At 73.8% G+C, this 25,410-nt stretch carries 13 protein-coding genes; 10 read left to right on the forward strand and 3 right to left on the reverse strand.

From position 1 onward, the window contains the following. Positions 1-7: 7 nt before the first annotated feature. The 3 genes from ABT023_RS13030 to ABT023_RS13040 are packed head-to-tail and all read right to left on the reverse strand — an operon-like array spanning position 8 to position 1,670. Complete coding sequence (locus ABT023_RS13030; protein ID WP_350884810.1) at positions 8-619, reverse strand: DUF3618 domain-containing protein; 612 nt, start codon at positions 617-619, stop codon at positions 8-10. A 23-nt stretch (positions 620-642) separates the two neighbouring features. Beyond that, positions 643-1,050 (reverse strand): phage holin family protein, encoded by a 408-nt coding sequence (locus ABT023_RS13035; protein ID WP_350884812.1) that lies wholly within the window; start codon positions 1,048-1,050, stop codon positions 643-645. Beyond that, positions 1,047-1,670 carry a F0F1 ATP synthase subunit B family protein gene (locus ABT023_RS13040; protein ID WP_350884814.1) on the reverse strand — a complete coding sequence of 208 codons (624 nt, stop codon included), beginning with the start codon at positions 1,668-1,670 and terminating at the stop codon, positions 1,047-1,049. The genes ABT023_RS13035 and ABT023_RS13040 overlap by 4 nt, the downstream gene beginning before the upstream one ends. 436 nt (positions 1,671-2,106) lie before the next feature. Here ABT023_RS13040 and ABT023_RS13045 point away from each other — a divergent pair, with 436 nt between their 5' ends. The 10 genes from ABT023_RS13045 to ABT023_RS13090 form a co-directional block, all read left to right on the forward strand. Then, a complete protein-coding gene (locus ABT023_RS13045; protein ID WP_350884816.1) occupies positions 2,107-2,964 on the forward strand; it encodes a DUF4132 domain-containing protein in 858 nt (285 codons plus the stop codon). Between the two features lie 5 nt (positions 2,965-2,969). Beyond that, positions 2,970-6,545, forward strand: coding sequence for a hypothetical protein (locus ABT023_RS13050; protein WP_350884818.1), 3,576 nt, complete (start codon positions 2,970-2,972; stop codon positions 6,543-6,545). Then, positions 6,472-7,431: a vWA domain-containing protein gene (locus tag ABT023_RS13055; RefSeq protein WP_350884820.1), complete on the forward strand. Its 960-nt coding sequence runs from the start codon at positions 6,472-6,474 to the stop codon at positions 7,429-7,431. Before ABT023_RS13050 ends, ABT023_RS13055 begins: the two co-directional genes overlap by 74 nt. Before the next feature lie 142 nt (positions 7,432-7,573). Continuing rightward, positions 7,574-9,619, forward strand: coding sequence for a histidine kinase (locus ABT023_RS13060; RefSeq protein ID WP_350884822.1), 2,046 nt, complete (start codon positions 7,574-7,576; stop codon positions 9,617-9,619). A 50-nt stretch (positions 9,620-9,669) separates the two neighbouring features. After that, the gene (locus ABT023_RS13065; RefSeq protein ID WP_350884824.1) at positions 9,670-12,987 is read left to right on the forward strand and encodes an ATP-binding protein; all 3,318 of its coding nucleotides are present in this window, start codon (positions 9,670-9,672) and stop codon (positions 12,985-12,987) included. Positions 12,988-13,120: 133 nt separating this feature from the next. After that, positions 13,121-14,797 (forward strand): bifunctional 3-(3-hydroxy-phenyl)propionate/3-hydroxycinnamic acid hydroxylase, encoded by a 1,677-nt coding sequence (locus ABT023_RS13070; RefSeq protein ID WP_350884826.1) that lies wholly within the window; start codon positions 13,121-13,123, stop codon positions 14,795-14,797. A 537-nt stretch (positions 14,798-15,334) separates the two neighbouring features. After that, on the forward strand, positions 15,335-16,879 hold the full coding sequence (locus tag ABT023_RS13075; RefSeq protein WP_350884828.1) for a LuxR C-terminal-related transcriptional regulator: 1,545 nt from the start codon (positions 15,335-15,337) through the stop codon (positions 16,877-16,879). A gap of 85 nt (positions 16,880-16,964) precedes the next feature. Further along, a complete protein-coding gene (locus ABT023_RS13080) occupies positions 16,965-18,185 on the forward strand; it encodes a cytochrome P450 family protein (RefSeq protein WP_350884829.1) in 1,221 nt (406 codons plus the stop codon). Between the two features lie 77 nt (positions 18,186-18,262). Continuing rightward, positions 18,263-19,417 carry a nitric oxide synthase oxygenase gene (locus ABT023_RS13085; protein WP_350884830.1) on the forward strand — a complete coding sequence of 385 codons (1,155 nt, stop codon included), beginning with the start codon at positions 18,263-18,265 and terminating at the stop codon, positions 19,415-19,417. Between the two features lie 114 nt (positions 19,418-19,531). Next, positions 19,532-25,410, forward strand: a 5,879-nt coding sequence (locus ABT023_RS13090) for a beta-ketoacyl synthase N-terminal-like domain-containing protein (RefSeq protein ID WP_350884832.1), incomplete at its 3' end; no start/stop codon positions are given.

Genomic DNA, 25,410 nt, shown 5'->3' on the forward strand with positions numbered 1-25,410 from the left:
CATGCGCTCACAGGTGGTCCTTGCTGTTGCGGGCTTCCCCGCCCACGTGTCGGGCGGCCTGGGTACCCTGGTCACGGACCTCGGCCGCGCCCCGCGCTGCGGTGCTCTTGATGGCTTCGGTGGCCCGGTGCGCGGGTTCGCGCAGGTTGTCCTGTGCCTGGTGGGCGATGTCCGCAGCCTGTTGCTTGACCGGGCCGGAGTGTGCCTGAGCTTGCTGCTTGAGGCGCCCGGCGACCTTCTGTTCGGGGTTGCTGGGCGGGATCAGGGACGAGGCGAGCAGCCCTACTCCGAAGGCGATCAGGCCGGCGGCGAGAGGGTTGCCCTGGGCCTGCTGCCTGGACGCCTCCGGTAGGCCTCGGGCGTGTTGCCCGGCGGAGGACAGGGCATCGGCGGTCTGGTGGGCCGCTGCTGCGGCGTGCTGACCTCCCGCTTCGCGGGCGTGCTGCGTGCTGCCCATGACCTTGTCGACGGCACGGGTGAGTCGCCCGCGGGCCTGGTTGATCGGTGCCGCCATCGCCCGTTTCGGGTTGGCCTTGTGGGTGAGGGCGTCGACGTTGGCGCTCAGGTCGGTCCTGGTGGCCTCGATCTCGGCACGGATCTGGTCGGGATCGCTGGTCATGCCGGTTCACCTCGTTCCAGTTCCTAGCGGCCCCGCAGGGCGTCGGGTATCTCCTGCGCGGTCTGCTTCGTACGCGGTAGGGCGCGGATCGCGCTGAGTTGCCTGCGTGCCCGGACAGCCAGTACGCCGCCGACGACGGCCCACAGCACGGCGACGATCAGTGCCGCCCAGCCTTGGTCCATGACGTTGGAGAGCCCCCACCACAGCGCGTTGGACAGGAACAGGAGGGTCAGCAGCGCCGCGATCACGGCGGCGACGACCATCGCGGCGACGGTGCCGGCGGTACGGGCTTCCTGCCGAAGCTCGGCCTTGGCCAGCTGGACCTCTTGCCGTAGCAGGGTCGACAGGTCACGGCTGGCGTCGGCGAAGAGCTGGCCGATGGACTGCTGTGCCTTGTCGTTGCCGTCGCCCCGGGGCGACGGCGTGGTCACGGCCCCACCTCACTGCCCGTCGGCCCGTGCCGCACCGGAGCCCGCGCGCCGGCGGCAGGCGGGACGTGCAGCGCGCCGTCGGGGTGCTTTTCGGGCCGGCCGGCCGATTGGTCGGTCGAGCCGCCCTGACCGCCGGAGAGGGCGCGGCCCAGGCGGCCGGCGAGCAGTCCGGCGATACCGGCAGCGGCGAGAAAGGTGCCCGGGTGGCGGCGGCCGTAGTCGCGGATCTCGTCGAGCAGATCGCCGGGCTCGCGGTTGTCCAGCCAGCCCGCCGCCTGCTGGGCGGCGTCGGCGCCCCGGCGGACCAGATCGGCGGCGACGCCCTCCTGGTGACCGTCGTCGGCCATCGACCGCAACTGGGTGCCGAGGGTACGCAGCCCGTCGGCGGCCCGCCGCTGTTGCTGCTCTGCCTGCAGCCGGGCCTGGGCGGAGGCCTCCTCGACGAGGTTGCGCGCCTGTCGGCGGGTCTCGGCGGCCACCTCCCTGCCCTGTTCCGCGGCCTGGTGCGACACCTGGCCGGCGGCCTGCGTCGCATCGCGGCCGACGCCGACAGCGGCATCCCGGGCCTGTCCGGTCCTGCCACCCGGCCCGTCCCGTTGATCCTGCGATCCGCTCGTCATCCGGTTGGTCTCCCTCGTCGGTCAGGCCCGTGAAGTCGGTACGCGCGGTTACCCACGCCCCCCGGCTTCATGCCTCGCCCGTCTCGTCCCGGTGCCGGGTGCCTGACCAGCCGGTGACCGACGTCGACGTCGTTCTGGTGCGGTCAGCCGCATCTACGTCCGGCCGGACCGACGTTGACCTGGGGTGACCTAGGTCACCGCCTTGCCTCACAACGGACCGTCGTCCGACCCTGCGGAGCGCACCCGAACCGGCCGGACCTGCGGCTTCCGCAGGTCCGGTCCTTGTCGTCCCGCCGTCCCGGCCCCGGTACGCCCACCGCCGCCCGGCCGACGGACCCTGTCGTGTCGGTCACTACTGTTAGCGTGCCCTGCGTCGTCGATCCCGGCCGATTCCTTATGAAATCTGGCTAATTTGTCGCTGCGGAGGGTGTTCCTGATGAGCTGGCTACCGGCGGGAGACTCGTACGAGATCTCTCTCGTGGACGGAAAGGTGGCGGCCCGGTCCACCGGCCCGCGGGCAGCCGGCCGTCCACTGAAGACTCTGCCGAAGGCGCTGCGCGACAACCCCGAGGTGGACCGGCTGCGCCAGCTCGCCCAGTGGCTGGACCGGCACGCCGCCGAATGCCTGGCCCGGGTCGACGCCTGGGTGACGTCCTCGCTGCCGGTGCCGGCCGGGCTGCTGGCCCGGGTCTGGCCGGACCCGGCCTGGCGGGACGCGCTGCGCGACCTCGTGGTGATCGGGGACGACCCGGCCGAGCCGGGTTTCCTGCGCGACGTCACCGACACCGGCGACCTGCGCGTGGTCAACCTCGACGGGGAAACCGTCCGGTTCTCCCCGGCCAGCGCCACGTTGCCCCACCCGGTGCGCCTGCCCGACCTGGCCGACCTGGCCGATTTCGCCGACGAACTGGGCGTTGCCCAGCGGGTCGAGCAACTGCGCCGGGGCACCTGGGGCAAGCCCGCCGACCTGAAGGACCGTGACACCACGATCACCCACTTCCACGGCGCCACGGTCCCCAACCGACTGGCCGCCCGGGCTGCCACCCTCGGCTTCCGGGTCTCCGGATCGCAGGTCAGGTGCCGCGTCTGGGAGGCAGGCCGCACCGTCGAGGCCGCCATGTGGTTCGACGAGGACTACTGGGACTCCGAGGCGACCCTGGGCGCCCTCTCCTGGTCGGTCGTGGACGGAGCAACGCTTCGGTTGACCGAGGTCGGGCCGGTGGCCTGGTCGGAAGGAATACGGATGGCGACGGCCCTGTCCGGCGCCGTGACCGGAACGGGGAAGAAGGAGTGACCGGGATGACGACCATGTCGGGCGAGGATTCGGCCGAGAGCCTGCTGGCCGCCGGCGCGGTACTGCCGACCGGCACCGCCGGGGCCGGCGACCGGGCGGTGCCCCTCACCGCCCGCACCTACCGGCACCCGGCCCTCGCCGACCGTGTGGTGGTCCGCCTCGTCGACGCCGCCCTGGGCGAGGGCGAGGACATCGCCGTCGGGTTCCTCGGCCTGGCGCCGGGTGCCGAGCCGGCCGTCGTCGGGCTGGGCCCGCGCCGCCCGTTGGCCTTCCCGGAGTGGGTGCTGGTGCACCACCCGGCGGACGGCCGGCACGCGTTGGCGGTGGTGCCGGAGTTGCAGAAGCTGGCCAAGCAGGTACGGTCGCGGCCGAAGGCCGCCCTGGACGGGCACCAGGCCGTCGCCGACCGGTTCGTCCGCACGATGCCGCACCTCCTGCCGACCTTCTTCGAGCAGGCGGCGCGGGTGTTCCTGGCCGCCGGGCAGGACACCTACGCGACGCAGCTGTTCAACAAGGCGCGCAAGGCGGAGGCGCAGCACGGCCTGCCGGTCGACCTGAACCGGCTCGACGAGGTCTACGTGGAGTTCGCGTCGGCCAAGGTGGTGTCCGCGACCGCGTTGGCCGGCTACGCGAAGGAGCTGTCCGCTCAGTTGCCGGCCGACGAGGCGCTGGAGCGGTTCTGCCGGCTGGCGCTGCGGTCCGCGGCGGCCGGCGTGGTGCCGTCCACGCAGTCGGCCAACGCGGTGAGTCGGTTGGTCCGGACCGCCACCAAGGCCGCTGGCAAGGCCGGTGCCGCCGCCGTCGCCGACCGTGAGGCGGCCTACCTGACCGAGCTGCTCCGGCTGCCGGTGGCCGTTGAGGCACCGGCCGGCTGGTGGAAGACGCACCTGCCCGCGGTGACGGCGCTGGCCGGTCGCGACCCGGCGATCCGCGGCAGCCTGCTCGACCTGATGCCCACCGACCGGGACAACCTGGTCACGTGGATGGCCCTGTTGACCGACACCGGCGCGCTCGCCGGACTGTTCGACCCGGACGCGCCGGACACGGCCCGCCCGCAGGACGGCTCCGTCGGCTGGCTCGGCCGGTTCGTGAGGCGGGCCAACTCCGGCCACCGCCGCGGCCGGCTGTCGGAGCTGTACCCGCTCGTCGAGCGGATGGCCGACCGGCTGCGCGCCGAACTGGCCGACAGCGGCGAGACCCTCGCCACCGCCGGCGACCTGGACCTGCTCGACCTGTTGCTCGCCCTCGACCTGCCGGTGGCCCCGCCCGAGAAGGGCGGCTCCCTGGACCTGGCGCAGTGGGCCACGGTCGAGGGAACGCGGGATCTCCTCGCCGTGGCCGGTGACGACCGGTTCACCGGGGCCCTGCGCCGGGGCCTCGACCAGCTCGACGACCAGCAGCACGCCCTGCGCCGGATGGCCGGGACGCCGGGCATCCGACCGTTGCTGACCGACTGGCTGCGGGCCCGGATCCGTGACCGGTTCGCCACCGGCCTGCCGTATCTGTCGGAGTCGGTGGACTGGCTGGGCAGGCTCCCGGTCGAGGCGCTGCGCCTGGTGTCCGCCGACCTCGGCCGGGCCGGCGACCCCGGTCAGGGCGGCGACCTGGGCCACGCCCTCGGCGTCGACCTCGCCGAGCGCGTCGCCCGCAGCCTGCGCGGCGGGCTCATCGACGAGCTGGGCTGGCCGGACTGGGAGCTGGCCTGGCAGGAGGTGACCGGCGGCGACCACCGGGTCGAGCTGACCCGGCAGGAAGCCTGGCCGTACGTGATCCTGGGCGGGCCGACCACGGTGCGCGTGCTCGGCGCCGAGGGCATCGTGCTCCGCCACGACCTGCGCATCCCGGCCGGCGACATGTGGGACCGGCCCGGCTACCACTACGTCGACGGCCACCTGCTGGTCTTCTGGCGTTCCCGGGAGCTCGGCTACGACCTGCGCGGCTACTGGCACTCGTTGCCCGGCGAGCCGCAGCCCATCGGCGGTCGCCAGCAGCACGGGAACCAGATCACCCTGCCGCTGGCCGGCGGCGGGCGGACCACCGGCGACGGCGTGCTGCACGTCGGCGACACCGCTGTCCCGGCGCAGCTGCCGGTCATCACCGACGGCACCTCCCACTGGGTTTACCGCTCCACCGAGGACGACGGCAACTACGGCTGGCACGAGTACGACCCGGCCGGCAACACCCACGGCCGGCGTAGCCTGCCCCGGTTCCTGGCCGACCTCCCGATCGGCGGAGGCAACCTCAAGGAGTCGGCCAGCTGGCTGCGGCCGGCCCTGTCCGACCGGGCCACCCCGGCAGCCGTGCCGGTGGACGGCCTGCTCGGCTGGCGGGTGGTCACCCTGCCGGACGGCTCGGTACGCGGCGAGGACCTGGCCGGTCGTGCCGTCACCGTGGCCCCGGGACAGGAGCCGATCGCGGCGCTGGTGCTGCCCGGCGACGACCGGCCGCGGGCCGTCCTCAAGGGTCTCGTCCTGGTCGACCCGGACGGGGCGGTGTCGGCCGCCGCCGGGCCGCCGTCCAGCCGGGACTACACCCCCGACGCGGTCCCGCTGCCGGGGCTGAGTTTCCTCGGCAACATGCTGCCCCGGGACCCGGCCGGCTCCACCGCGCTGCGCCGGATGGACCGGGACACCGCCGCCGGGCTGCTCAAGGCCGCCCTCGACGAACGCCGCGCCGCCCTGGCCGAAGAGGCCGCGCAGGCCGCCGCCCAGGCGGCGACCCGGTCCCGGTTGACAGCGGCCACGCAGGCCATCACCGGCCTTCCCGTCACCGTCCCGGCGTCCATGGTCGGCGCACCCGCCGGCACTCCCGGTTCCGGACCATCCACCTCCGGCGGGGACGACAAGGACGCGCTGGTCGAGCTGGTCCGCTCGACGTTGCCGGCAATCAGCCACGACGCGGTGCTGGCCGGGGTGGCCGGGGTGCTGCGGCGGGCCGCCCGGGTGCGCACCGACCTGGACGCGGTGACCGAGCGACTCGCCCGGTCGTTGTCCGCCCCGAAGGCGGTGGCGCCGGTGGCCACCGTGACCGGACCCACCGACAAGCAGCTCAACCTGGCGCTGGACGGTCTGCGCGGCTCGGCCCACCGGGCGAGCGGTTCGACCCACGCCTTCACCCAGTTCCGGGCGTTCGCCGCCCAGCGGTCCGCCATCACTGGGGGTGAACCCGCCGTACGGCTGCACCTCGACGGACCGTCGCTGCCGGACGCTCTGGACTGGTGGCCCGTGCTCGGCGGTGTCGCGGCCGTCGCCTACCGGGCCGTCGCGGCGGTCACCCCGGACGAACACCGGGAGACGCTGCGCGCCCTGCTCACCGAGCTGGACGGGCTCGACCTGAGCGCGGCGGCCGAACCGACCCGGTGGCGCCGGTTCACCCTGCACCTGCTCGACGACGACCTGAACAACCCCGACGGCACGCGCCGGTACCCCAGGCCGGGCATCCTGCCGTCTGCTGAAGGGCCTCGCCGAGGCGGACCTGTCCGGCGCCGGCGCGTCGGCCTCGACCGACGTGAGCGCGATCGTGACGCAGGAGGAGTTGGTCTACCAGTACAACGAGGGGGAGCTGAGTCCGACCCGGGGTAAGAAGCCCAAGGTCCCGCTGGTCGCGCTCTACCCGAAGGAGGGCACGTTCAACCTCGACCACCCGTACGTGGTCCTTCCCTCGGCCAGCCCGGAGCAGCGTGACGCCGCCGCCGACTTTCTGAAGTACCTCCAGCAGCCGGCGCAACAGCGGAGCTTCAGCCGGCTCGGGTTCCGCGACCACGAGCGGAACGCGTCCGACCCGCTGGTCGCCTCCGTCCGCGGGCGCGGGACAGCCGATCTCACCTACTTCGACCCGCCGAATCCCACCGTGGTCAAGGCGATCCTCACCGGCTGGGACACGCTGCGCAAGAAGGCGAACATCCTCGTCGCCGTCGACACGTCCGGTTCGATGAACGCCAAGATCGGTGACCAGAGCAGATTCCAGGTGGCGACCGCCGCCGCCGCCAAGGGCTTCGGTCTGTTGAACTCCGAGGACCAGGTGGCGCTCTGGTCGTTCTCGTCGGAAACAGGACAACGGCCGAAGTCGCCCTACAGCGAGGAGGTCCGACTGTCGGCGTTCGACCAGAAGGTTCTCACCGACAAGATCAGCAGTCTCCATGTCGAGGGTGGCACCGCGCTGTACGCCACCGTCCGGGCGGCACGCCGTTACATGCTCGACCACTACGACGAGTCCCGGATCAACGCGGTGGTCGTGTTGACGGACGGCAAGAACGAGTACAGCAAGGACACCAAGCTCGCCCGGCTGCTCCAGGACGTCGCGCTGGATCCGCAACGTCCGGTCAAGATTTTCTGCATCGCGTTCGACGAGCAGTCCGACTTCGCGACCCTGGACCGGATCGCCAAGGCGTCCGCGGGCAAGGCGTTCGACGCCCGCGACACGGCGAAGATCGACGACGCGTTCGTCAAGCTGATCAGCAGCTTCTGACGCGGCGGTGGCGGCGCCTGACCCTGCCGAGACAGCGGCGGATGCGCGGTGGCACCGAACACTGCGACCCGGCAAGATACGTGCCACGCGGCGCCGGGTCGGCCGCGCCGGACCGGGGCCGGGGCAGTTGCGGAGGTTCGGCATGACGAGTCCCGGCGGCGACCGGCGCAGCCCCGTCGCGGCGTGGACGGTGCTGATCGTCACCGGTGGACTCACCGCCGGGTCGGTGGTCGCCTGGTGGGTCGCGGCACCGCCGTGGCACCCGTGGCTGCTCTACTCCCTGGTCGACCTGGTGGTGGGGGCCGGCTACGGCGTGGTCGCGTGGCTCACCCTCCTGCGCCGCGCCCACCCGGCCGCCTGGATCATGGCCGCCGCCGGTGTCGGCGGCTCGCTCTCCGTGGCCGCCACCTGCTGGGCCATGATCGTGCACCGCTGGCCCGACCTGTGGGGACCCGCGCAACTGCTCGGTGCCGCCCACTGGACCCGGGTACCCGGGATCTACGCGCTGATCGTCGTCCTGCCCTGGCTGCTGCCGGTGCGGGCTCTCAACCGGGCCACCCGGACCGCCGTCGGCATCGGAACCGCCTTCGTCGCGTTGGCCCAGGCCTGCGTGCTGACCCTCCCCAGTGGAGGGAATGCGATCCCGATCGCCGACCCGACCCTGCTCGCTGTGCGGGCGGCGATCGATCCGTGGCGGGAACCCGTGCTTGTCCTGCTCGGACTGGCCGCAGCCGGCGGGGTCCTGGCCCGCCGGCACGCCGCGCCCGCCGGACAACGGCACGGCCTCGGCTGGCTCGCGGTCGGCACCCTGCTGCTCTCGCTGGCGTTCCTGCCGCTCGCACTCGACCCCGTGCTGCCGCTCTCCGTCCCGGTGCCGATCGTCCCGTTGGTGCTGCTCTGCGCCCAGGCGTTCCTCCCGGCATCGGTTCTGGTGGTGCTGCTGGGGCACCGACTGGGGGACCTGGAACCCGCCGTCCGCCGGACCCTGGTCCGGGCGTTGACGACCGGAATGGCGATCGGCGCCTACACCGGCGGCGTGCTGCTGCTCAGCACGGTGACACCCGCCCCGTCGGCCGTGCCCGGGATGCTGATGGTCGCGCTGTTGGTCACGGCCTGCCAACCCCTGCGCCGGTGGGTGCGGCACCGGGTCGACCGCCTCGTGCACGGCGACGCGGACCGGCCGCTGATCCGCCAGGTCGCCGACCGGCTGAGCACCACCGACCGAGGACGGCAGATGCTGGACGCCGTCGCCGACGGGATCGCCGACTCGCTGTGGCTGGCGGAGGTGACGATAACGCTCACCGGCGAGCCGCCCCCTCCGGCCGTACCACGGCCACGCCGGCCCCACGGCCCACCGGCCGCCGCCGGGCCGCCGCTGACCATCCTGCTCGCCGGCCCGGACAAGGAGGTGGGCGTACTGCGGGCCTGGCCACGAGCCGGTGAACGCCTGGCCCGCCGCGCCAACACGGTGCTGGCCGATCTCGCCCCCGTGGTGACCGCACTGGCGGAGCTGGCGGTCGCCCAGGGGGACCTGGAACGGTCCCGCCTGCGGTTGGCCCGCGCCCGCGACGAGGAGCGCCGGAAACTACGCCGAGACCTGCACGACGAACTGGGACCGGCGCTCAGCGGGATCGCCCTGGCCCTCGCCGCCGGACGCAACATGCTGCACCAGCACCGCCGCTTCCCCGAGATCGCCGCCGCCGCCGACCTCCTCGAACGGTTGGTGACCGAGGTGGACCGGCAGGCGGTGGGTGTCCGGGACATCGCCCGGGACCTGCGGCCACCGCTGCTCGACGACGGCGGGCTGCTGCCGGCGCTGCACCGGCTTCGCGAGCGCTACGCCGCCGCCGGGCTGACGGTGCTGGTGCGGGCGCCGCAGTTGAGCCTGCCCGACGCCGTGGCAACCGCCGTCTACGGCATCGTGTCCGAGGCGGTCCGCAACGTGCACCGGCACGCCGACGTGGACCGGTGCACGATCGAGGTGGGGAGCGGACCGGACGGCCTGGAGGTGTGTGTGGCGGACGAGGGGGTCGGCACCGGGGCCGGCGCGAGCGCGGGCGTGGGCACCCACTCCATGCGGGAACGGGCGGAGGGCATCGGCGCCGAGCTCACCATCGGTCCCGCGAGTACCCGATCGGTCCGTCCGGGGACCCGGGTCCGTCTGGTCCTGCCGGGCGGCACATGGTGAGACAGCACCGGGACGCGGGCGGGCGTTGTGGCGCTGGTGTGCGGTTCCACGTGCTGGGTCCCCTTGAGGTTCTCCGAGACGGCGAACCGGTGGCGGCCGGCGGCCCCAAGCAGCAGGCGTTGCTGATCCTGCTGCTGTTGCGAATGAACCGGTTCGTCGCCGCCGACTGGCTCGTCGACGCGTTGTGGAACGGCCGGCCGCCGGTCAGCGGGCAGACGACCCTGCGCACGTACGTCGCCGGGCTGCGCCGGGCCCTGGAGCCGCAGCGCGCCCCTCGCGGGCCGGGCGGAATCCTCGTCGGCCACCCGAAGGGGTACGAGCTGCGGATCGCGCCGGACACCGTCGACGCGGTCCGGTTCGAGCGTCTGGTCGGCCGGGCGGCGGAACTGCTCGCGTCGGGCGATGCCGCCGCGGCCGAGCGCTGCTACCGCGCCGCGTCGGCACTGTGGCGGGGCGAGCCGCTGGCCGCTGCGGCTGATCTGGACGCGGTACGTCCCGAGGCGGCCCGGCTGGCCGAGTTGCGCCTCGGCGCCGAGGAGGGACGCCTCACGGCGGGCCTCTCTGCCGGCCCGCACGAGACGCTCCTGCCGGAGCTGCGCAGGTTCGTGGCCGCGCAGCCGCTGCGGGAGGTGGCCCGGGCACAGCTGATGCTGGCGCTGTACCGGTGCGGGAGGCAGACCGACGCCCTCGCCGTATACGACGAGGGCCGACGGCTGTTGGCCCGCGAGTACGGGCTCGATCCGGGCGAGCAGCTACGCGAGGCACACCGGCTGGTCCTGGATCAGGCCGTGCCCGCGGCGACGGCGGTCGCGCCCGCCCAGGCGGGGCTCGTGCCGGAGACTGCCCGCCCTGCGGCCGGGCCGCCGGCGGCGGGCGGCGACCGGCACGCCGCTGTGGCGGCCGGCGAGGTGCCGGGCGAGCCGGCCGTAGCCGGCGTGGGATCAGGCCCGGTCACGGCACCGGGCGGCACGGCACCGGGCGGCACGGCACCGGGTGACACGGCACCGGGCGGCGGGGTGGCAACGGGCGAGGTGCCGGGCGCGCTCGCGGGGCGTGACGCGGAGCTGGCGCGGCTGGGCGAGGCGCTGGTCGCGGCGGTGCACGGCGACGGTCGGTCGGTCGTCGTCGTGGGTGAGGCGGGGATCGGCAAGACCAGCCTCGCTGCCGCGGTCAGCGCCAGGGCCGCGACGGCCGGGACTCCCGTGGTGTGGGGGAGGTGTCCGAATGTCGGGCAGGCGCCGCCGTTCTGGCTGTGGAATCAGGTGGTGCGGAGCCTGCGGGCGATGCCGCAGGCCGGCGAGACAGGGAAGGCGCGGTCACTGGGTGGGTTCGCCGCCGAGCCGCTCACCGCGTCGGGCGCCGAACTCGACCCGGCCGCGCGGTTCCGGGCGTACGAGGCGGTGGCCGACCTGATCCGGGCCGTGGCCCGGCAGCGGGGGCTGCTCGTCGTGCTGGACGACCTGCACGCCGCCGACCCGGACTCGCTGCTGCTGCTGCGGTTCCTCTCCCCGCTCCTGGCGGGCACCCGTGCCCTCGTCCTGGTCACGTCGCGGCCGTACCACCGCAGTGCCGGGCTCCTGGCGACCGTTGCCGAACTGGCCCGGGAACGGAACTTCACCCGGCTGGCGCTGACGGGCCTGGACGCGTCCTCGGTGGCGATCCTGCTGGCGGTCGGCACGGGGGTGCGTCCGCCGGACGAGGTCGTGGCGAGGTTGGTGACCCGCACCGGCGGGAACCCGTTCTTCATCACCGAACTGCTCCGGTCGGGGGCCGACCCGGCGGACGTGGAGTTGCCGGCGACCGTGCGGGACGCCGTGCGGCTGCGGCTCGCCGATCTGCCGGAGGCGGCCCGGGACTGCCTCGACCTGCTCAGCGTCGCCGGACACGAACTCGATCTGCACGTGCTGGCGGCGGTCCTCGGCACGCCGGTGGAGGAGGCGGGCGAGCGGCTCGTGCCCGCGTACGCCGGTGCGCTCGTCGCCGAGGCGGAGCCGGGCAAGGTGCGCTTCCGCCATCCGCTCCTCGCCGAGGTGGCCTACGCCGAGCTGGCGCCTCCGCGCCGGGCCGCGCTGCACGCCCGGCTCGCCACCGCCGGCGAGCGGGCCGGCAGCGGTCTCGCCCCCGCCGAACTGGCCCACCACTACGGCCAGGCGGTCGGACTCGGCCACGGCGACGACCATCTCCGCTGGTCACTGGTCGCCGCCGACGACGCGACCGGGCGGATGGCGTACGAGGACGCCCTCGGTCACCTCGGCCGCGCCGCGCGGCGGCTCGCCCCGAACTCGGCGGTCTCGCCGGAGACGGCGCGGACCGAACTGACGGTCCAGCTGCACCGGGCGGCCCTGCTCCAGATGACCGCGGGGATCGGCAGCGACCCGGTCGACGAGGTCTGTTCCCGGGCCCGGAAACTGTTGGCGATGGTAGGGCCGGAGGTGGATCTGCGGCCGGCGCTGTGGGCGTTGGGGGAGCTGGCCGCCAACCGGGCCGACTTCGCGGTCTGCGTCGACCTCGCCCGGCGGCTCGGCGCCGCCGAGGACGACGGCACCGGCCTGATCAGCGCGGCGGGTGAGTACCTCCTGGGCGTGGTCGGCTACTTCGCCGGCCGGCTGCCGGAGGCGGAGCGGCATCTCACGGCTGCGGTCGACCGGCTGCGCGAGGTGGACCTGCGGCTGCTCGGCCAGCAGGTCGGCCGGCGGCCGGCGCTGGCCGCCCACAACTTCCGGGCGTTGGTCCGCTCCCTGCGGGGGCGGAGCGCGGCGGCGCGGGAGGACATCCGGGCCGCCGAGATCCTCGCCGACCAGCTCGACGATCCGCACGGCCGTGCCAACGCGGCGCTCTTCGATGGCTGGAGGGCGTTGCAGGAACGCGACGTTCCCGGGGTACGCGCCGCGGCGGAGCAGTGCCGGTCGACCGGCGCGGCGACCGGGCTGCCGCACTTCGTGACGACCGGCGAGTTCCTCGCCGAGTGGGCCGCCGCCTACGACGGGGACCGTGGTCGGCTGCCGGCGATGAGGGCCGCAGGCGAGGCGATCTACCGTCCTGGGCTGCGCGCGACCCGCACCATCACGCTGTGCGCGGTCGCTGAGGCGTACCTGGTGGCGGGGGAGCGGAGCATCGCGGCGGCCCTGGCCGAGCAGGCGTTGACCGTGGCGGAGCAGTTGGGGGAGCGGGTCTGCGTCGCCCAACTGCACCGGATCCGCGGCGCCGCCCGCCACGACCCGGTGGAACTGCGTGCCGGCGTCCGGCTTGCCGTCGAGCAGGGCGCCGGGCTGCTGCTGACAAGCTTCCCCGAGGCGGCGCCACCGGCACCCTCGCGCCGGACGACACCGGGCGGGCCGGACGGCACGGATCGCCACCGGGCCGGCTGACCCGGACCGGGAAGGCCCGGGGCGGCGGGCGACCTCCACACGGTCTCCACAGGACGTCTACGCCCGCCTGGTGTCGTGGACGGGCAGGAGCGACGGCGGCCGTTGCGGGGTTCCTGTCGGAAGGAGACGCCCCATGCCCCCGGCTGAGGAGAAGGTCTACGACGTCGACGTCGCGGTGATCGGTTGCGGACCCGTCGGCGCGCTGACCGCCAACCTGCTCGGTGCCCGCGGGGTCCGCACCCTGGTCGTCGAGCGGAACCCGTCGCCGCAAGACCGACCGCGCGCGCTCTGCTGCGACGACGAGGCCCTGCGCATCTACCAGCAGGCCGGCCTCATCGAGCAGGTGAGTCGCGACCTGCATACGGTCCCGGTCGCCGAGTACGTCAACGGCGAGGGACGGGCCTTCGCAACCGTCGTGCTGGCGGAGGTGGACTTCGGACTCGGCCACCCTCCGCTCAGCGTCGTCGACCAACGGCCGCTGGAGCGGGCCCTCCGCGCCGGCCTGGGCCGCTTCGACCACGTCGTCCTCCGTCTCGGCGTCGAACTCGTGGCGTTGCGGCAGGACACCGACGGGGTGACCCTGGTCCTGCGCGACATGATCACCCTCGATAGCCGGACGGTGCGGGCCCGCTACGTGCTCGGCTGCGACGGTGCCCGCAGCACCACCCGCGCCGCGACCGGCATCGGCGTGGTGGGCTCCCGCTACGCGGAGCCCTGGCTCGAAATCTCGGGGGAGGTGGCGCCCGACGGAATCCGCGTCGACCGGACGACGTTCGTCTGCGACTGGCGGCGTCCAGCCTTCGCGTCACCCGGGGCGGAGGGGAGCTATCGGATGGAGTTCATGCTGCGCCCCGGGGAGACCGCCGACGAGATGCGGCGGCCGGAGACCATCGGCGCGCTCGTGGAGCCGTACGTCGACCCGCTGCGCTTCGCCGTCACCGGCGCGGTGGTCAACACCTACCACCACTTCGTCGCACGGCAGTGGCGCGTCGGCCGGGTCTTCCTGCTCGGGGACGCCGCCCACCGGACTCCCCCGTTCATGGGCCAAGGACTCTGCGGCGGGCTGCGGGACGCGGCGAACCTCAGCTGGAAGCTCGCCCTGGTCCTCGCCGGTGACGCCGACCCGACGCTGTTGGAGACGTACGAGATCGAGCGGCGTACCCACACCGCGGCGATGGCGCGGACGAGCGCACGGCTGGGCCGGGTCCTCCAGGTGCGGAGCCGGTCGGCGGCGTGGTTGCGCGACAACGCGCTGGGGGTCCTTCAGACCGTTCCCCGGATACGTCGCTTCGTTCGGCACCTGGAGTTCAGGCCGTTGCCGGTCTGTCCGACCGGGCTGATGGCGGGCGGTCGGTGCGCGGGCGGTGTCGGGACGATGTTCCCCCAGCCTCGGGTCGCGACGGCGGCCGTGCCCGCGCCGCACCTCCTCGACGAGGCGCTCGGCGTCGGCTTCGCCGTGCTCGGGTTCGGCGGAGCCGCCGAGCCGTCGCGGGGGGAGTGGCGGGAGCCGGCGGTGCGCTTCGCCGTCGTGCACCAGGCGGGCACCGCGCCGGAGGGTCTGCCGCCGGTTCGCGGGTACGGCGGGGCGGAGCGTGTCGACCTGGTCGATGTGGACGGGACGATCAGTGCCTGGCTGCGCCGGCATCGCGTCGAGGCGGTGGTGCTGCGGCCGGACCGGTTCGTGTACGGCGTCGTAGCGGCCGGTGAGACCGGCCGGGCGGGCCGCGCGCTGGCGGCGGCGCTCGGCACGCCGCGGACGTCGACCCGGCCGTCCGTCTCGGCGAGAGGGGCCGGACTCACCGGAGGCTGACGGACCGGCCGGCCCAGGTGCAGTTTTCTCGTCAATCGTCGGCCACCACGGCCACAATCGGCCCTCGCCACCGCCCATCACCAACCCGACTCGGTTAAGATCGACGTACCCGGACTGTCCGCTTTCGGCAGCGCCGACAGCATCAACCGTTAATCCCCGGCCCGCTTCATCCGCCCCAACAATCCTATAGACTTATATGGATTTCTGGGGGAGGTCGGTCCGGGGTGGAGCTTTGCGTCGATTCTGAGCAGCTGGGCGGGGCGTCACGGGTATCGGATGAGCTGCGGGGCAGCGGCACAGGCGGACCTCTCACCGCCGCCCGCCGCCCCGGCAGAGCGGTGCGGTGCCGAACTGATCGAGCCACCCGGCTGGCGCAATCCGGGCGACGGCCTCACTCACCGCTCGACGCGGAAATGTGGGTACGCACCCCGGCGGCATGACCGCCACCGAGGTCGCCTCGTCATGCGGCGATCCCTGCCTGGACTGCCACCGCAACTGGCATCCCACAATCAAATAGCCGACTGAAGAGGTGCGTTCGTGTTTCAGGTGTTTCTCTCCACGGCGCGATTGCTGAACCGGGAAGACATCCAACACCCCGACTTCGAGACGGTGCTGCGTGCGCAGCTCGGTGGGCCCGACCACCGGCTCGCCGAGCTCAACGGTGAACTGGCCAGGATCGGCACCGACGACCCTTCCGCGCTTCCCCTGCTGCTCGAGGCGGGCAGATGCTACCTGGACAAACACGATTATGTGACGCAGAAGCGCTACGCCGTCCAGGCCTACGAATGCGCCGCGGCGTGGGGTGATCCGATCGGCACGGCCGCGGCGGGCATGGCGCTGGGGGTCGCCTGCTGCTGGACAGGCGACCTGCGCCTGGCGCGGATCCACGCCGACCGGGTGGCGGCCTACCTGGACGGTCTCGACGCCGCCGACCTCGGCCCCCTGCTGCCCGTCCTGGTCGACCTGAGCTGGGTGGAGACGCAGCTTCAGCGGCTGCCCGAGGCGGAGGCGCACCAGCGTCGCGGGCTGCGCGTCGCCGAGGCGCTCGGCTCCGAGGAGCACTGGGTCCTGCTCCAGGTTCTTCTCGGTGCCACGCTGCGTGAGCTCGGGAGGCTGGCCGACGCCGAGCGGCACACCGAGCGCGCCCGGGAGATCGCCGAGCTGCGGGACAACGGGATCCAGCGCGAGCTGGCGCTGATCGCGCTCGGTGAGATCGCGCTGGAGGCGGGGGACACCCGGCGTACCCACGAGATGGCCGTCCGGGCGCGGGCCGCGGCCGGCTCTCTCACCCGGTTCGCCCGTGCGGCGCTGATGCTGATCGGGTTGACGATGATTCGGACCGGGGAGCCGCAGGACGGGCGCGATCTGGTGCTGGAGGCCGCGGGTGGCAAGCTGTTGCCGCTGGTGCCGGTGGGCGCGCGGACCCGGGTGTACGCGGGGCTGGCCTCCGCCGATGCGGCGCTCGGGCACCACGCCGAGGCCGTGCGGTGGAGCGAGTTGGCGATGCGCACCACCTGGGCCTGTGACCTGGATCGAGCCATGGGCTACGCCCAGCTCGCGCACGCGGAGGCGCTGCTCAAACCCGACCCGGGCGGGGCGCAGCGCGCGGCGGACCTGGCGCGGACGGCGTTCGAGCGGGTGGATGCTCACCTCGGGTTGGCTGCCGCGTACCGGATGGTGGGGATGGCGCAGGGCCGGCTCAACCGGCTGGCGGAGTCGACCGCGGCGCTGGCCCGCTCGGAGGAGCTGTACCGGGGCTGCGCGGCGACCATCGCCGCGGACGAGATCCGGTTGCTGCGAATGACCACGCGCTCAGCCGCCGACCGGGCGACCGAGCACGACCAGGCCGCGATCGAGTGCCTGTCACCGCGCGAGATGCAGGTGGCGCGGCTGATCGCCCAGGGTAGTTCGAATCAGCAGATTGCTGGCGCGTTGAACATCAAGACCAACACCGTTCAGGTGCACGTCGGGCAGATACTTCGCAAACTGCGCGTGCCGTCGCGCGCCGCCGTGGCCAGATTGGTCACGCTCGCTGAGGCGACGGAGTTGGTATCGGGGCAGGTCAGGCGCGGGAATAACTAGTTTCCGCTATGGCAGGCGAATAGCGGGGCTTTTAGGCTCGCAAAACATCATCGGCGGCAGGAGAGCCCCAGGGCAGGAGAGTTTCATGGGTATGACCGTTGCCGGTCAACGCCGCGACGTGCTCGACATGTCGTTCTTCCAGGATCCCTACGCGGTCTACGGCCGTCTCCGCGAGGCCGGTCCGGTCCACCCGATGCGGACCCCGGACGGCATCGACGTCTGGGTGATCACCCGGTACGAGGAGGCCAAGGAGGCCCTGTCGGACGCGCGGTTCACCAAGGACTTCGCCGGCGTTCCGGAGATCTTCGCGCAGCAGAGCACCGGGATCTCGGCGCACGAGGGCTACACCGACATCCTGACCAAGCACATGCTCTTCGCCGACCCGCCGGACCACACGCGGCTGCGCGAGCTGTCCGCGAAGGCGTTCACCCGCAGGCGGGTCGAGGCGCTGCGCCCGGAGATCGCGCAGATCGTCGACGGCCTGCTCGACAAGATCGCCGCACAGCGTGAGGTCGACCTGCTGCGCACGCTGTCCTTCCCGATGTCGATGGCGGTGACCTGCAGGCTCCTGGGCATTCCGCCCGCCGACGAGGACGCGTTCCGCCAGTGGACCGAGACCATCTTCACCACCAACGACCCGGCCCGGATGAACGAGGCGGTGCGGGCGGTCGACCAGTACCTGATCGGTGTCGTCGAGGCCAAGCGTGCCGACCCGGCGGACGACCTGATCACCGCGCTGATCAACGCGCGTGAGCACGGTGACCGGCTCAGCGACCGCGAGCTGGTGTCGACCTGCGCGCTGATGTTCGTGGCGGGCTACGAGACCACCGCCAGCATGGTCGGCAACGCAGTCCTGGCGCTGCTGGAGAATCCGGACAAGCTGGCCGAGCTCAAGGCCGACCCGTCGCTGATGCCCAACGCGGTCGACGAGTTGCTGCGGTTCGACGGCCCGGTCAACGTGGCGACGCTGCGCTCCACCGCCACGGAGGTGCGAGTCGGGGAGACCATGATCCCCAAGGGCCAGTTCGTGTTGGTCTCGCTCATCTCGGCGAACCGGGACGGCGAGAAGTTCCCCGAGCCGACCCGCCTGGACTTCACCCGGCCACTGGGCGGCAGCCTCGCCTTCGGCCACGGCATCCACTACTGCCTTGGCGCGCCGCTGTCCCGGGTCGAGATCGAGGTGGCGCTGAGCAGGCTGCTGGCCCGCTTCCCGGACCTGAGCCTGGCCGGGCAGCCGAGCACCCTGCGCTGGCGCAACAGCCTGCTGGTGCGCGGCCTGACGGCGCTGCCGATCCGGTTGTACTGACCACACGGCGATCGGACCTGGGACAAGGGAGAATTTTGCTCAGCGCAAGTCTTCTTCGCCGTGCAGCCGACCGTTCGATGGACGTCGCAGCTTCGCCCACGTCCGGGCCGGCGACGCCGGCCGGCCCGGACAGCGCGTGGATGCTCCGCGAGGCGGAGCAGTTCATCGAGCTGTTCTACGGCGAGGGCAACGGGCAGGGCGGCCCCGCCGCCCGGATGGCGGAGATCCGCGCGGAGGTCGCGGGTACCGGGACCTACACGCACACCGTCGACGAGTTGGCCTTCGGTGCGCGGGTGGCCTGGCGCAACAGCAACCGGTGCATCGGCAGGCTGTACTGGCGGAGCCTGTGGGTGCGCGACCGGCGGGACATCTCGGACGCGGCCGGCATCGGCACCGAGTCGGTCAAGCACCTGGTGGAGGCGGGCGGCGGCGGGCGGATCCGGCCCACGATCACGGTGTTCGCCCCGGACCGGCCCGACGCCCCCGGCCCCCACATTCACAACGAGCAGCTCATCCGGTACGCGGGGTACCCCCAGCCGGACGGCACGGTACTCGGCGACCCCCGGAACGTCGGCGTCACCGAGCTGGCGCTGCGCCGCGGCTGGCGAGGCGCCGGGACCCGGTTCGACGTTCTCCCGCTGGTCATCGAGACCGCGCGGGACGGGATCGAGCTGTTCGAGCTGCCGCCGGAGGCGGTGCTGGAGGTAGAGCTGTCCCACCCCCGCTACCCGTGGTTCGCCGGGCTGGGGCTGCGCTGGCACGCGGTGCCCGTGATCTCGGCCATGAACCTGGAGATCGGTGGCATCCGCTATCCGGCCGCACCGTTCAACGGCTGGTACATGGGTACCGAGATCGGCGCGCGGAACCTCGGCGACACCGACCGCTACGACCTGCTGCCGGTGGTCGCGGCCAAGATGGCGCTGGACACCAGCTCGAACGCCACGCTCTGGCGGGACCGCGCCCTCGTCGAGCTGAACGTGGCCGTGCTGCACTCCTTCGACCGCGCGGGCGTGAAGATCACCGACCATCACACCGAGTCGAACCGGTTCATCACCCACCTTGAGCGTGAGGAAGAGGCGGGCCGGACCTGCCCGACGGACTGGTCGTGGATCGTGCCGCCGGTGTCCGGGTCGGCCACCCTTGTCTTCCACCGTTACTACGACGACGCGGACCTGCGCCCGAACTACCTGCGCCGGGAATGCCCGGTCGAGGGGGGCCCGGACCGAACCTGAGTAGCCAGGTATCGCGCAGCGCGGGGACGGGCCGCGAGCCCACCGCCGCGCCGATGGGGCGCGCCCGTACCAGCCCGCAGTGCAGGGCAGACAACGGACAGGAGGTGGCGTCGGATGACCCGGGAGACCGTGGACGCCGACCCGATCGCGGTCATCGGTATGGCCTGTCGCGTGCCCGGAGCCGACGGTCCCGGGCGGTTGTGGGAGAACCTGACCGCCGGGGTGGACAGCGTCGCCGCGCCGTCGGCGCGCAGGCGTACCGCCCCTGTGCCGACCGGGCCGGGGCTGCCCGGGGAGGGTGGTTTTCTCGACTCGGTCGCCGAGTTCGACGCGGACTTCTTCGGCATTTCCGCGCGCGAGGCGGTGGCCATGGACCCGCAGCAGCGCCTGGCGCTGGAGCTGGCCTGGGAGGCGGTGGAGGACGCCGGGATCGTGCCCGGCGAGCTGCGCTCCCAACCGGTCGGCGTGTTCGTGGGGTCTCTCTCCGACGACTACGCGCTGCTGGTCTCCCGGCACGAGTCCCAGTCCCTCTCCTATCACGCGATGACCGGGCTGCAGCGCGGCGTGATCGCCAATCGGGTGTCACACCATCTCGGTGTACGCGGACCGAGCCTGCTCGTCGACACCGGACAGTCGTCCTCGCTGGTGTCGGTCCACCTGGCGTGCGCGAGCCTGCGGGCGGGGGAGTGCACGCTGGCCCTGGCGGGCGGAACGAACCTGGCCCTGGTGCCGGACACGCAGCTCGCCGCGGCGCGGATGGGTGTGCTGTCGGCGCGGGGCCGTTGCCGGGTTCTCGACCGGGAGGCCGACGGGTTCGTCCGGGGTGAGGGCGGCGGGCTGGTCGTGCTCAAGCCGCTCACCGCGGCGCTGGCCGACGGTGACCGGGTGTACTGCGTGATCCGGGCCAGCGCGGTCAATCACGACGGCGCGGGCGAGAAGATGGTCGCCCCCGACCGGCGGGCCCAGGTCGAGCTGGTCCGGTCCGCCCACCGGGCGGCCGGGGTGACCCCCGCGGACGTGCAGTACGTGGAGCTGCACGGCACCGGGACCCCGGGGGGTGACGCGACCGAGGCCCACGCGCTCGGCGAGGTGTTCGCCGGCCGCCCGACCGGGCCCGTGGCCGTGGGCTCGGTGAAGACGAACATCGGCCACCTGGAGGGCGCCGCCGGGGTGGCCGGGCTGATCAAGACCGCGCTGGCGCTGCGGCACCGCGAGCTGCCGCCCAGCCTGCACTTCACCGCGTCCGCCGACGACGTGCCGCTCGCCGAGTGGGGGCTGCGGGTCCAGACCGGACCCTCGGCGTGGCCGCGTCCGGACGCGCCGCTGGTGGCCGGGGTCAGCTCGTTCGGCATGGGCGGCACCAACTGCCACGTCGTGCTCGCCGCCCACGACCGGGTCGAGCCCCCGCACGACCCCCAGGTCACCGAGCCCCTGCCGTACGTGCTGTCCGCCCGGACCCCCGCCGCGCTCGCCCAGGTGGCCCGCGACCTGCGCGCCCACCTGGCGGCCCGGCCGCAGGTACGCGGGGTGGACGTCGCGTTCACGCTCGCCACCGCCCGCACCGCGCACCCCTGTCGGGCGGTGGTGGTCGCCGGTGACCGGGCCGAGTTGCTCACCCGTCTCGACGAGCTGCCCGGGGCCGCCGATCCCGCACGGTTCCGGGAGCGGGTCGATCGGTTCCTGGCCGGTGAGTCGGTGGACTGGACGGAGGTGTTCGCCGACCAGGACGCCAGGCGGGTACCGCTTCCCACCTACCCGTTCCGGCGCAGGCGGTACTGGCCGTCCGAGGTCGAGACGGTGCCCGCGCCGGTGGCCGGGCAGAGCGGGGCACCCGCCGGTGGCAGCGCGCCGCTGGGCGCGGTGCTCGACCTGGCCACCCGGGTCCTGGGCGCGACGGTGGTGCCCGGCGTCCCGTTCCGCGATCAGGGCTTCGACTCGGTGATGGGCCTGGAGCTGCGGGACCTGGTCGAGGAGCACACCGGCGCAGACCTGTCGGTGTCCCTGCTCTACGACCACCCCACGCCCGCCGCCCTCGCCGAGCACCTGACGGGGCGGGCGCGGGCTGACCTCCCGCGGACCACCGCCTCGACCGGGGAGCACCCGGACACCGACCCGGTGGTGATCATCGGCATGGGGTGCCGGTACCCCGGCGGGGTCGAGACGCCGGACGACCTGTGGCGGCTGGTGGCCGACCGGGTCGACGCCATCACCGACCCGCCCGCGCAGCGGGGCTGGCAACGGATGGACGTGACCGGCCTGCGTCCCGGCGGGTTCCTCGACGGCATCGACCGGTTCGACGCGGAGTTCTTCGGCATCTCCCCCCGGGAGGCCGCCGCCATGGACCCGCAGCAGCGGCTGTTCCTCGAAGTGGTGTGGGAGGCCGTGGAGCGGGCCGGCATCGTGCCCGGATCGTTGCGCGGTACCCGGACCGCCGTGTTCGCGGGCGCGACCGCCCAGGACTACGCGGCCCGGCTGCACGAACAGTCCGAAGCCGCAGGGGGCTTCCTGCTCACCGGCGGCACTCCGAGTGTGCTGTCCGGCCGGGTCGCCTACGTGCTCGGCCTGGGCGGGCCCGCGATCACCGTGGACACCGCCTGCTCGTCCTCGCTGGCCGCCCTGCACCTGGCCTGCCGGTCACTGCGAGCGGGCGAGAGCACGCTGGCCATCGCCGGCGGGGTCACCGTGATGCCGCTGCCCGGGATGTTCGCCGAGTTCGCCCGGCAGGGCGGGCTGTCCGCCGACGGCCGCTGCCGGGCGTTCTCCGCGGCCGCGGACGGCACCGGGTGGGCCGAGGGCGCGGGCGTCGTGGTGCTGGAACGGCTGTCCGACGCCCGCCGCAACGGCCACCGGGTGCTGGCCGTGGTGCGCGGCTCGGCGCTGAACTCCGACGGCGCCAGCAACGGCCTCACCGCGCCGAGCGGCCTGGCCCAGCGCCGCGTGATCGCCGACGCGCTCGCCGACGCCGGACTGCGCCCGGACGAGGTCGACGCCGTTGAGGCACACGGCACCGGCACCGCGCTCGGTGACCCGATCGAGGCGACCGCGCTGCTGGCCGCCTACGGGGCCGACCGGCCCGCGTCCCGGCCGTTGCTGCTGGGCTCGGTGAAGTCCAACATCGGACACACCCAGGCCGCCGCGGGGCTGGCCGGGTTGATCAAGATGGTGCTCGCCCTCCAGCACGGCGAGTTGCCCGCGACCCTGCACGCCGAGGAGCCCTCGCCGCACGTCGACTGGTCGTCCGGTGCGGTGGCGCTGCTGACCGAGGCCGTGCCGTGGCCGGAGACCGCCCGGCCGCGCCGGGCCGGCGTTTCGTCCTTCGGCATCAGCGGCACGAACGCCCACGTCGTCCTGGAGCAGGCGCCGCCGGCCGACGAGCCTGAGCCGACGCCGAGCCACGGGCCGGTGGTGCTCGCCCTGTCCGGCCGCTCCGAGCGGGCGCGGTGCGCCCAGGCCGGTCGGCTGCGCGAGCAGCTGTCCCGGACCGACTGGAGCCCGGCCGACGTCGCGTACTCGCTGCTCACCATCCGCACCCGGTTCCCCCGCCGGGCCGCCGTCACCGGCGCGACCCGAGCCGACCTGCTGCGCGGCCTGACCGCCGTCGCGGACGGCAGCGCCGACCCCGCCGTGGTGCTGGGCGACGCCTCCGGTACGCACCGTCCGGTCTTCGTGTTCGGCGGCCAGGGGTCGCAGTGGGCCGGCATGGCCTGCGAGTTGCTCGACTCCTCGCCCAGCTTTGCCGAGTCGATGGCCAGGTGTGAGCGGGCGTTGGCTCCGCACGTGGACTGGAGCCTGACCGGGGTGCTGCGCGGCGCCGCGGACCAGCCGGGCCTGGACCGGGTCGACGTGGTGCAGCCGGTGCTGTTCGCGACCATGGTCGCGCTGGCGGAGCTGTGGCGGGCGCACGGGGTGGAGCCCGCCGCCGCGGTCGGGCACAGCCAAGGCGAGATCGCCGCCGCCTGCGTCGCCGGGGCCCTGACCCTGGACGACGCCGCGCTGGTGGTCGCCCGCCGGTCCCGGGCTCTGGTGGCGCTGGCCGGCCGGGGCGCGATGGCCTCGATCGCCCTGCCCGCCGACCGGGTGCGTCCCCTGCTGGCCGCCTGGGACGGCCGGGTGTCGATCGCCGCGCACAACGGGCCGAACGCCACCACCGTCTCCGGTGAGCCCCTGGCGGTGGCCGAACTCGTGGACCGGTGCGTCGCCGACGGCGCGCGGGCGAAGGTCATCGCAGTCGACTACGCGTCGCACTCCGCCCAGGTCGCCGAGTTGCGGGGGCGGCTGCTCGCCGACCTCGCCGAGGTCCGCCCCGGCGCCCCCGCCGTCCCACTGATGTCCACCACCGAGGTCGCGGAGGTCCGGGGCGCCGATCTCGACGCGGCCTACTGGTATCGCAACCTGCGCGAGGTGGTGCGCTTCGACGAGGCGGTCACCGCGCTCATCGAGGCGGGCCACCGCACGTTCATCGAGGTCAGCCCACACCCGGTGCTGCTGCCCGGGATCGCGGAGCGCGCCGACGAACTGGCTGAGCCGGTGGTCCTCGTGGAGTCGCTGACCCGTGAGGACGGCGGGGCGGAGCGTTTCCTGCGCTCGCTGGCCAAGGCCGACGCGCACGGCCTGCCGGTCGACTGGTCCACGGCCGTCCGCGGCCGGGTGGTGTCGTTGCCGACCTACCCGTTCCAACGGGAGTCGCACTGGCTGACCGCCCCGGCGGGCGCGGGTGACCTCGCGGCGGTGGGCCTGCGGGCCGCCGCGCACCCGTTCCTCGGTGCCGAGGTGGAGAACGCCGACACGGGCGGGGTGCTGCTGACCGGAAGCCTGTCCGTCGCGAGTGCGCCCTGGCTGGCCGACCACGCCGTGCTCGACACCGTGGTCCTGCCGGGGACCGCGTGCCTGGACCTGGTGCTGTGGGCCGGCCGCCTGCTCGGCTGCCCCGCGGTGACCGAGCTGGTCCTCGACGCTCCGGTCGTGCTGCCCGCCGAGGGGGCGCTGCGCATCCAGGTGCTCGTGGACGAGCCGGACGCCCGGGGCCGCCGCGCGATCACCGTCCACGCCCGGCCCGACGAGGACGGCGCCGGGTGGACGCGGCACGCCGGCGCCCTCGTCGAACCGGACACCGCAGAGGGTCCCGACCCGCTCGTCGAGTGGCCGCCACCGGACACCGCCGCCGTGCCGGTGACCGGGCACTACGAGCGGCTGCGCTCGATCGGTCTGGACTACGGGCCCGTCTTCCGAGGGCTGCGGGCCGCCTGGGCGGTGGGCGAGGAACTGTGGCTCGACGTCGTCCTGCCCACCGGCGAGCCCGGTGCGTTCGGCGTGCACCCGGCGTTGCTGGACGCCGCACTGCACGGGATCTGGTTGCGTCCCGACGACGACGGGGTCTGCCGGCTGCCCTTCTCCTGGTCGGGCGTGCGGCTGTCCGGCAACGCCGCGACCACCCTGCGGGTGCGGCTCACCCCCGCCGACGAGGACGGCGCGGTGAGCCTGTCCGCCTGGGACGGGGACGGGAGGCCGGTGATCACGGTGGACCACCTCGCCCTGCGCCCGGTGGCGCCGGAGCTGGTCACCGGCTCCGTCGGACTGTTCTCCCTGACCTGGACCGAGGTCCCCGCGCCGACCGGCGACCGGCCCGTCGGTGAGCCGGTCGGGCTCGGCGCGGAGCTGCCCTCCGAGGCGCCCGCGGTGGCCGTGCTGACCTGCCCGGCAGGGGAGGATCCGACCGTCGCGGCCACCCGCGTGCTGGGGGTCGTCCGCGCCTGGCTGAGCGAGGAGCGGTTCGCCGGGTCCCGTCTGGTCGTGCTGACCACCGGCGGTGACGGCGAGCTGTCCGACCCCGGGCACGCGGCCGTGTGGGGGCTGCTGCGGTCGGCGCAGACCGAGCACCCCGGGCGGTTCCAGCTCCTCGACGCCGCCTGCGCCGGTACCGCCCGGGTGACGGAGGCGGTGGCCCTCGGGGAGGCGCAGCTGCGGGATCGGGACGGCCGGTTCGCCACGCCGGT

Source organism: Micromonospora sp. NPDC002296 (genome assembly GCF_040296145.1).
Classification (GTDB): Bacteria; Actinomycetota; Actinomycetes; order Mycobacteriales; family Micromonosporaceae; genus Micromonospora.

Coding starts and splice junctions, on each gene's coding strand:
- ABT023_RS13070 (WP_350884826.1), top strand. CDS start 13,121: ATGCCCCCGGCTGAGGAGAAGGTCTACGACGTCGACGTCGCGGTGATC.
- ABT023_RS13045 (WP_350884816.1), top strand. CDS start 2,107: ATGAGCTGGCTACCGGCGGGAGACTCGTACGAGATCTCTCTCGTGGAC.
- ABT023_RS13085 (WP_350884830.1), top strand. CDS start 18,263: ATGGACGTCGCAGCTTCGCCCACGTCCGGGCCGGCGACGCCGGCCGGC.
- ABT023_RS13080 (WP_350884829.1), top strand. CDS start 16,965: ATGGGTATGACCGTTGCCGGTCAACGCCGCGACGTGCTCGACATGTCG.
- ABT023_RS13050 (WP_350884818.1), top strand. CDS start 2,970: ATGACGACCATGTCGGGCGAGGATTCGGCCGAGAGCCTGCTGGCCGCC.
- ABT023_RS13030 (WP_350884810.1), bottom strand. CDS start 619: ATGACCAGCGATCCCGACCAGATCCGTGCCGAGATCGAGGCCACCAGG.
- ABT023_RS13040 (WP_350884814.1), bottom strand. CDS start 1,670: ATGACGAGCGGATCGCAGGATCAACGGGACGGGCCGGGTGGCAGGACC.
- ABT023_RS13060 (WP_350884822.1), top strand. CDS start 7,574: ATGACGAGTCCCGGCGGCGACCGGCGCAGCCCCGTCGCGGCGTGGACG.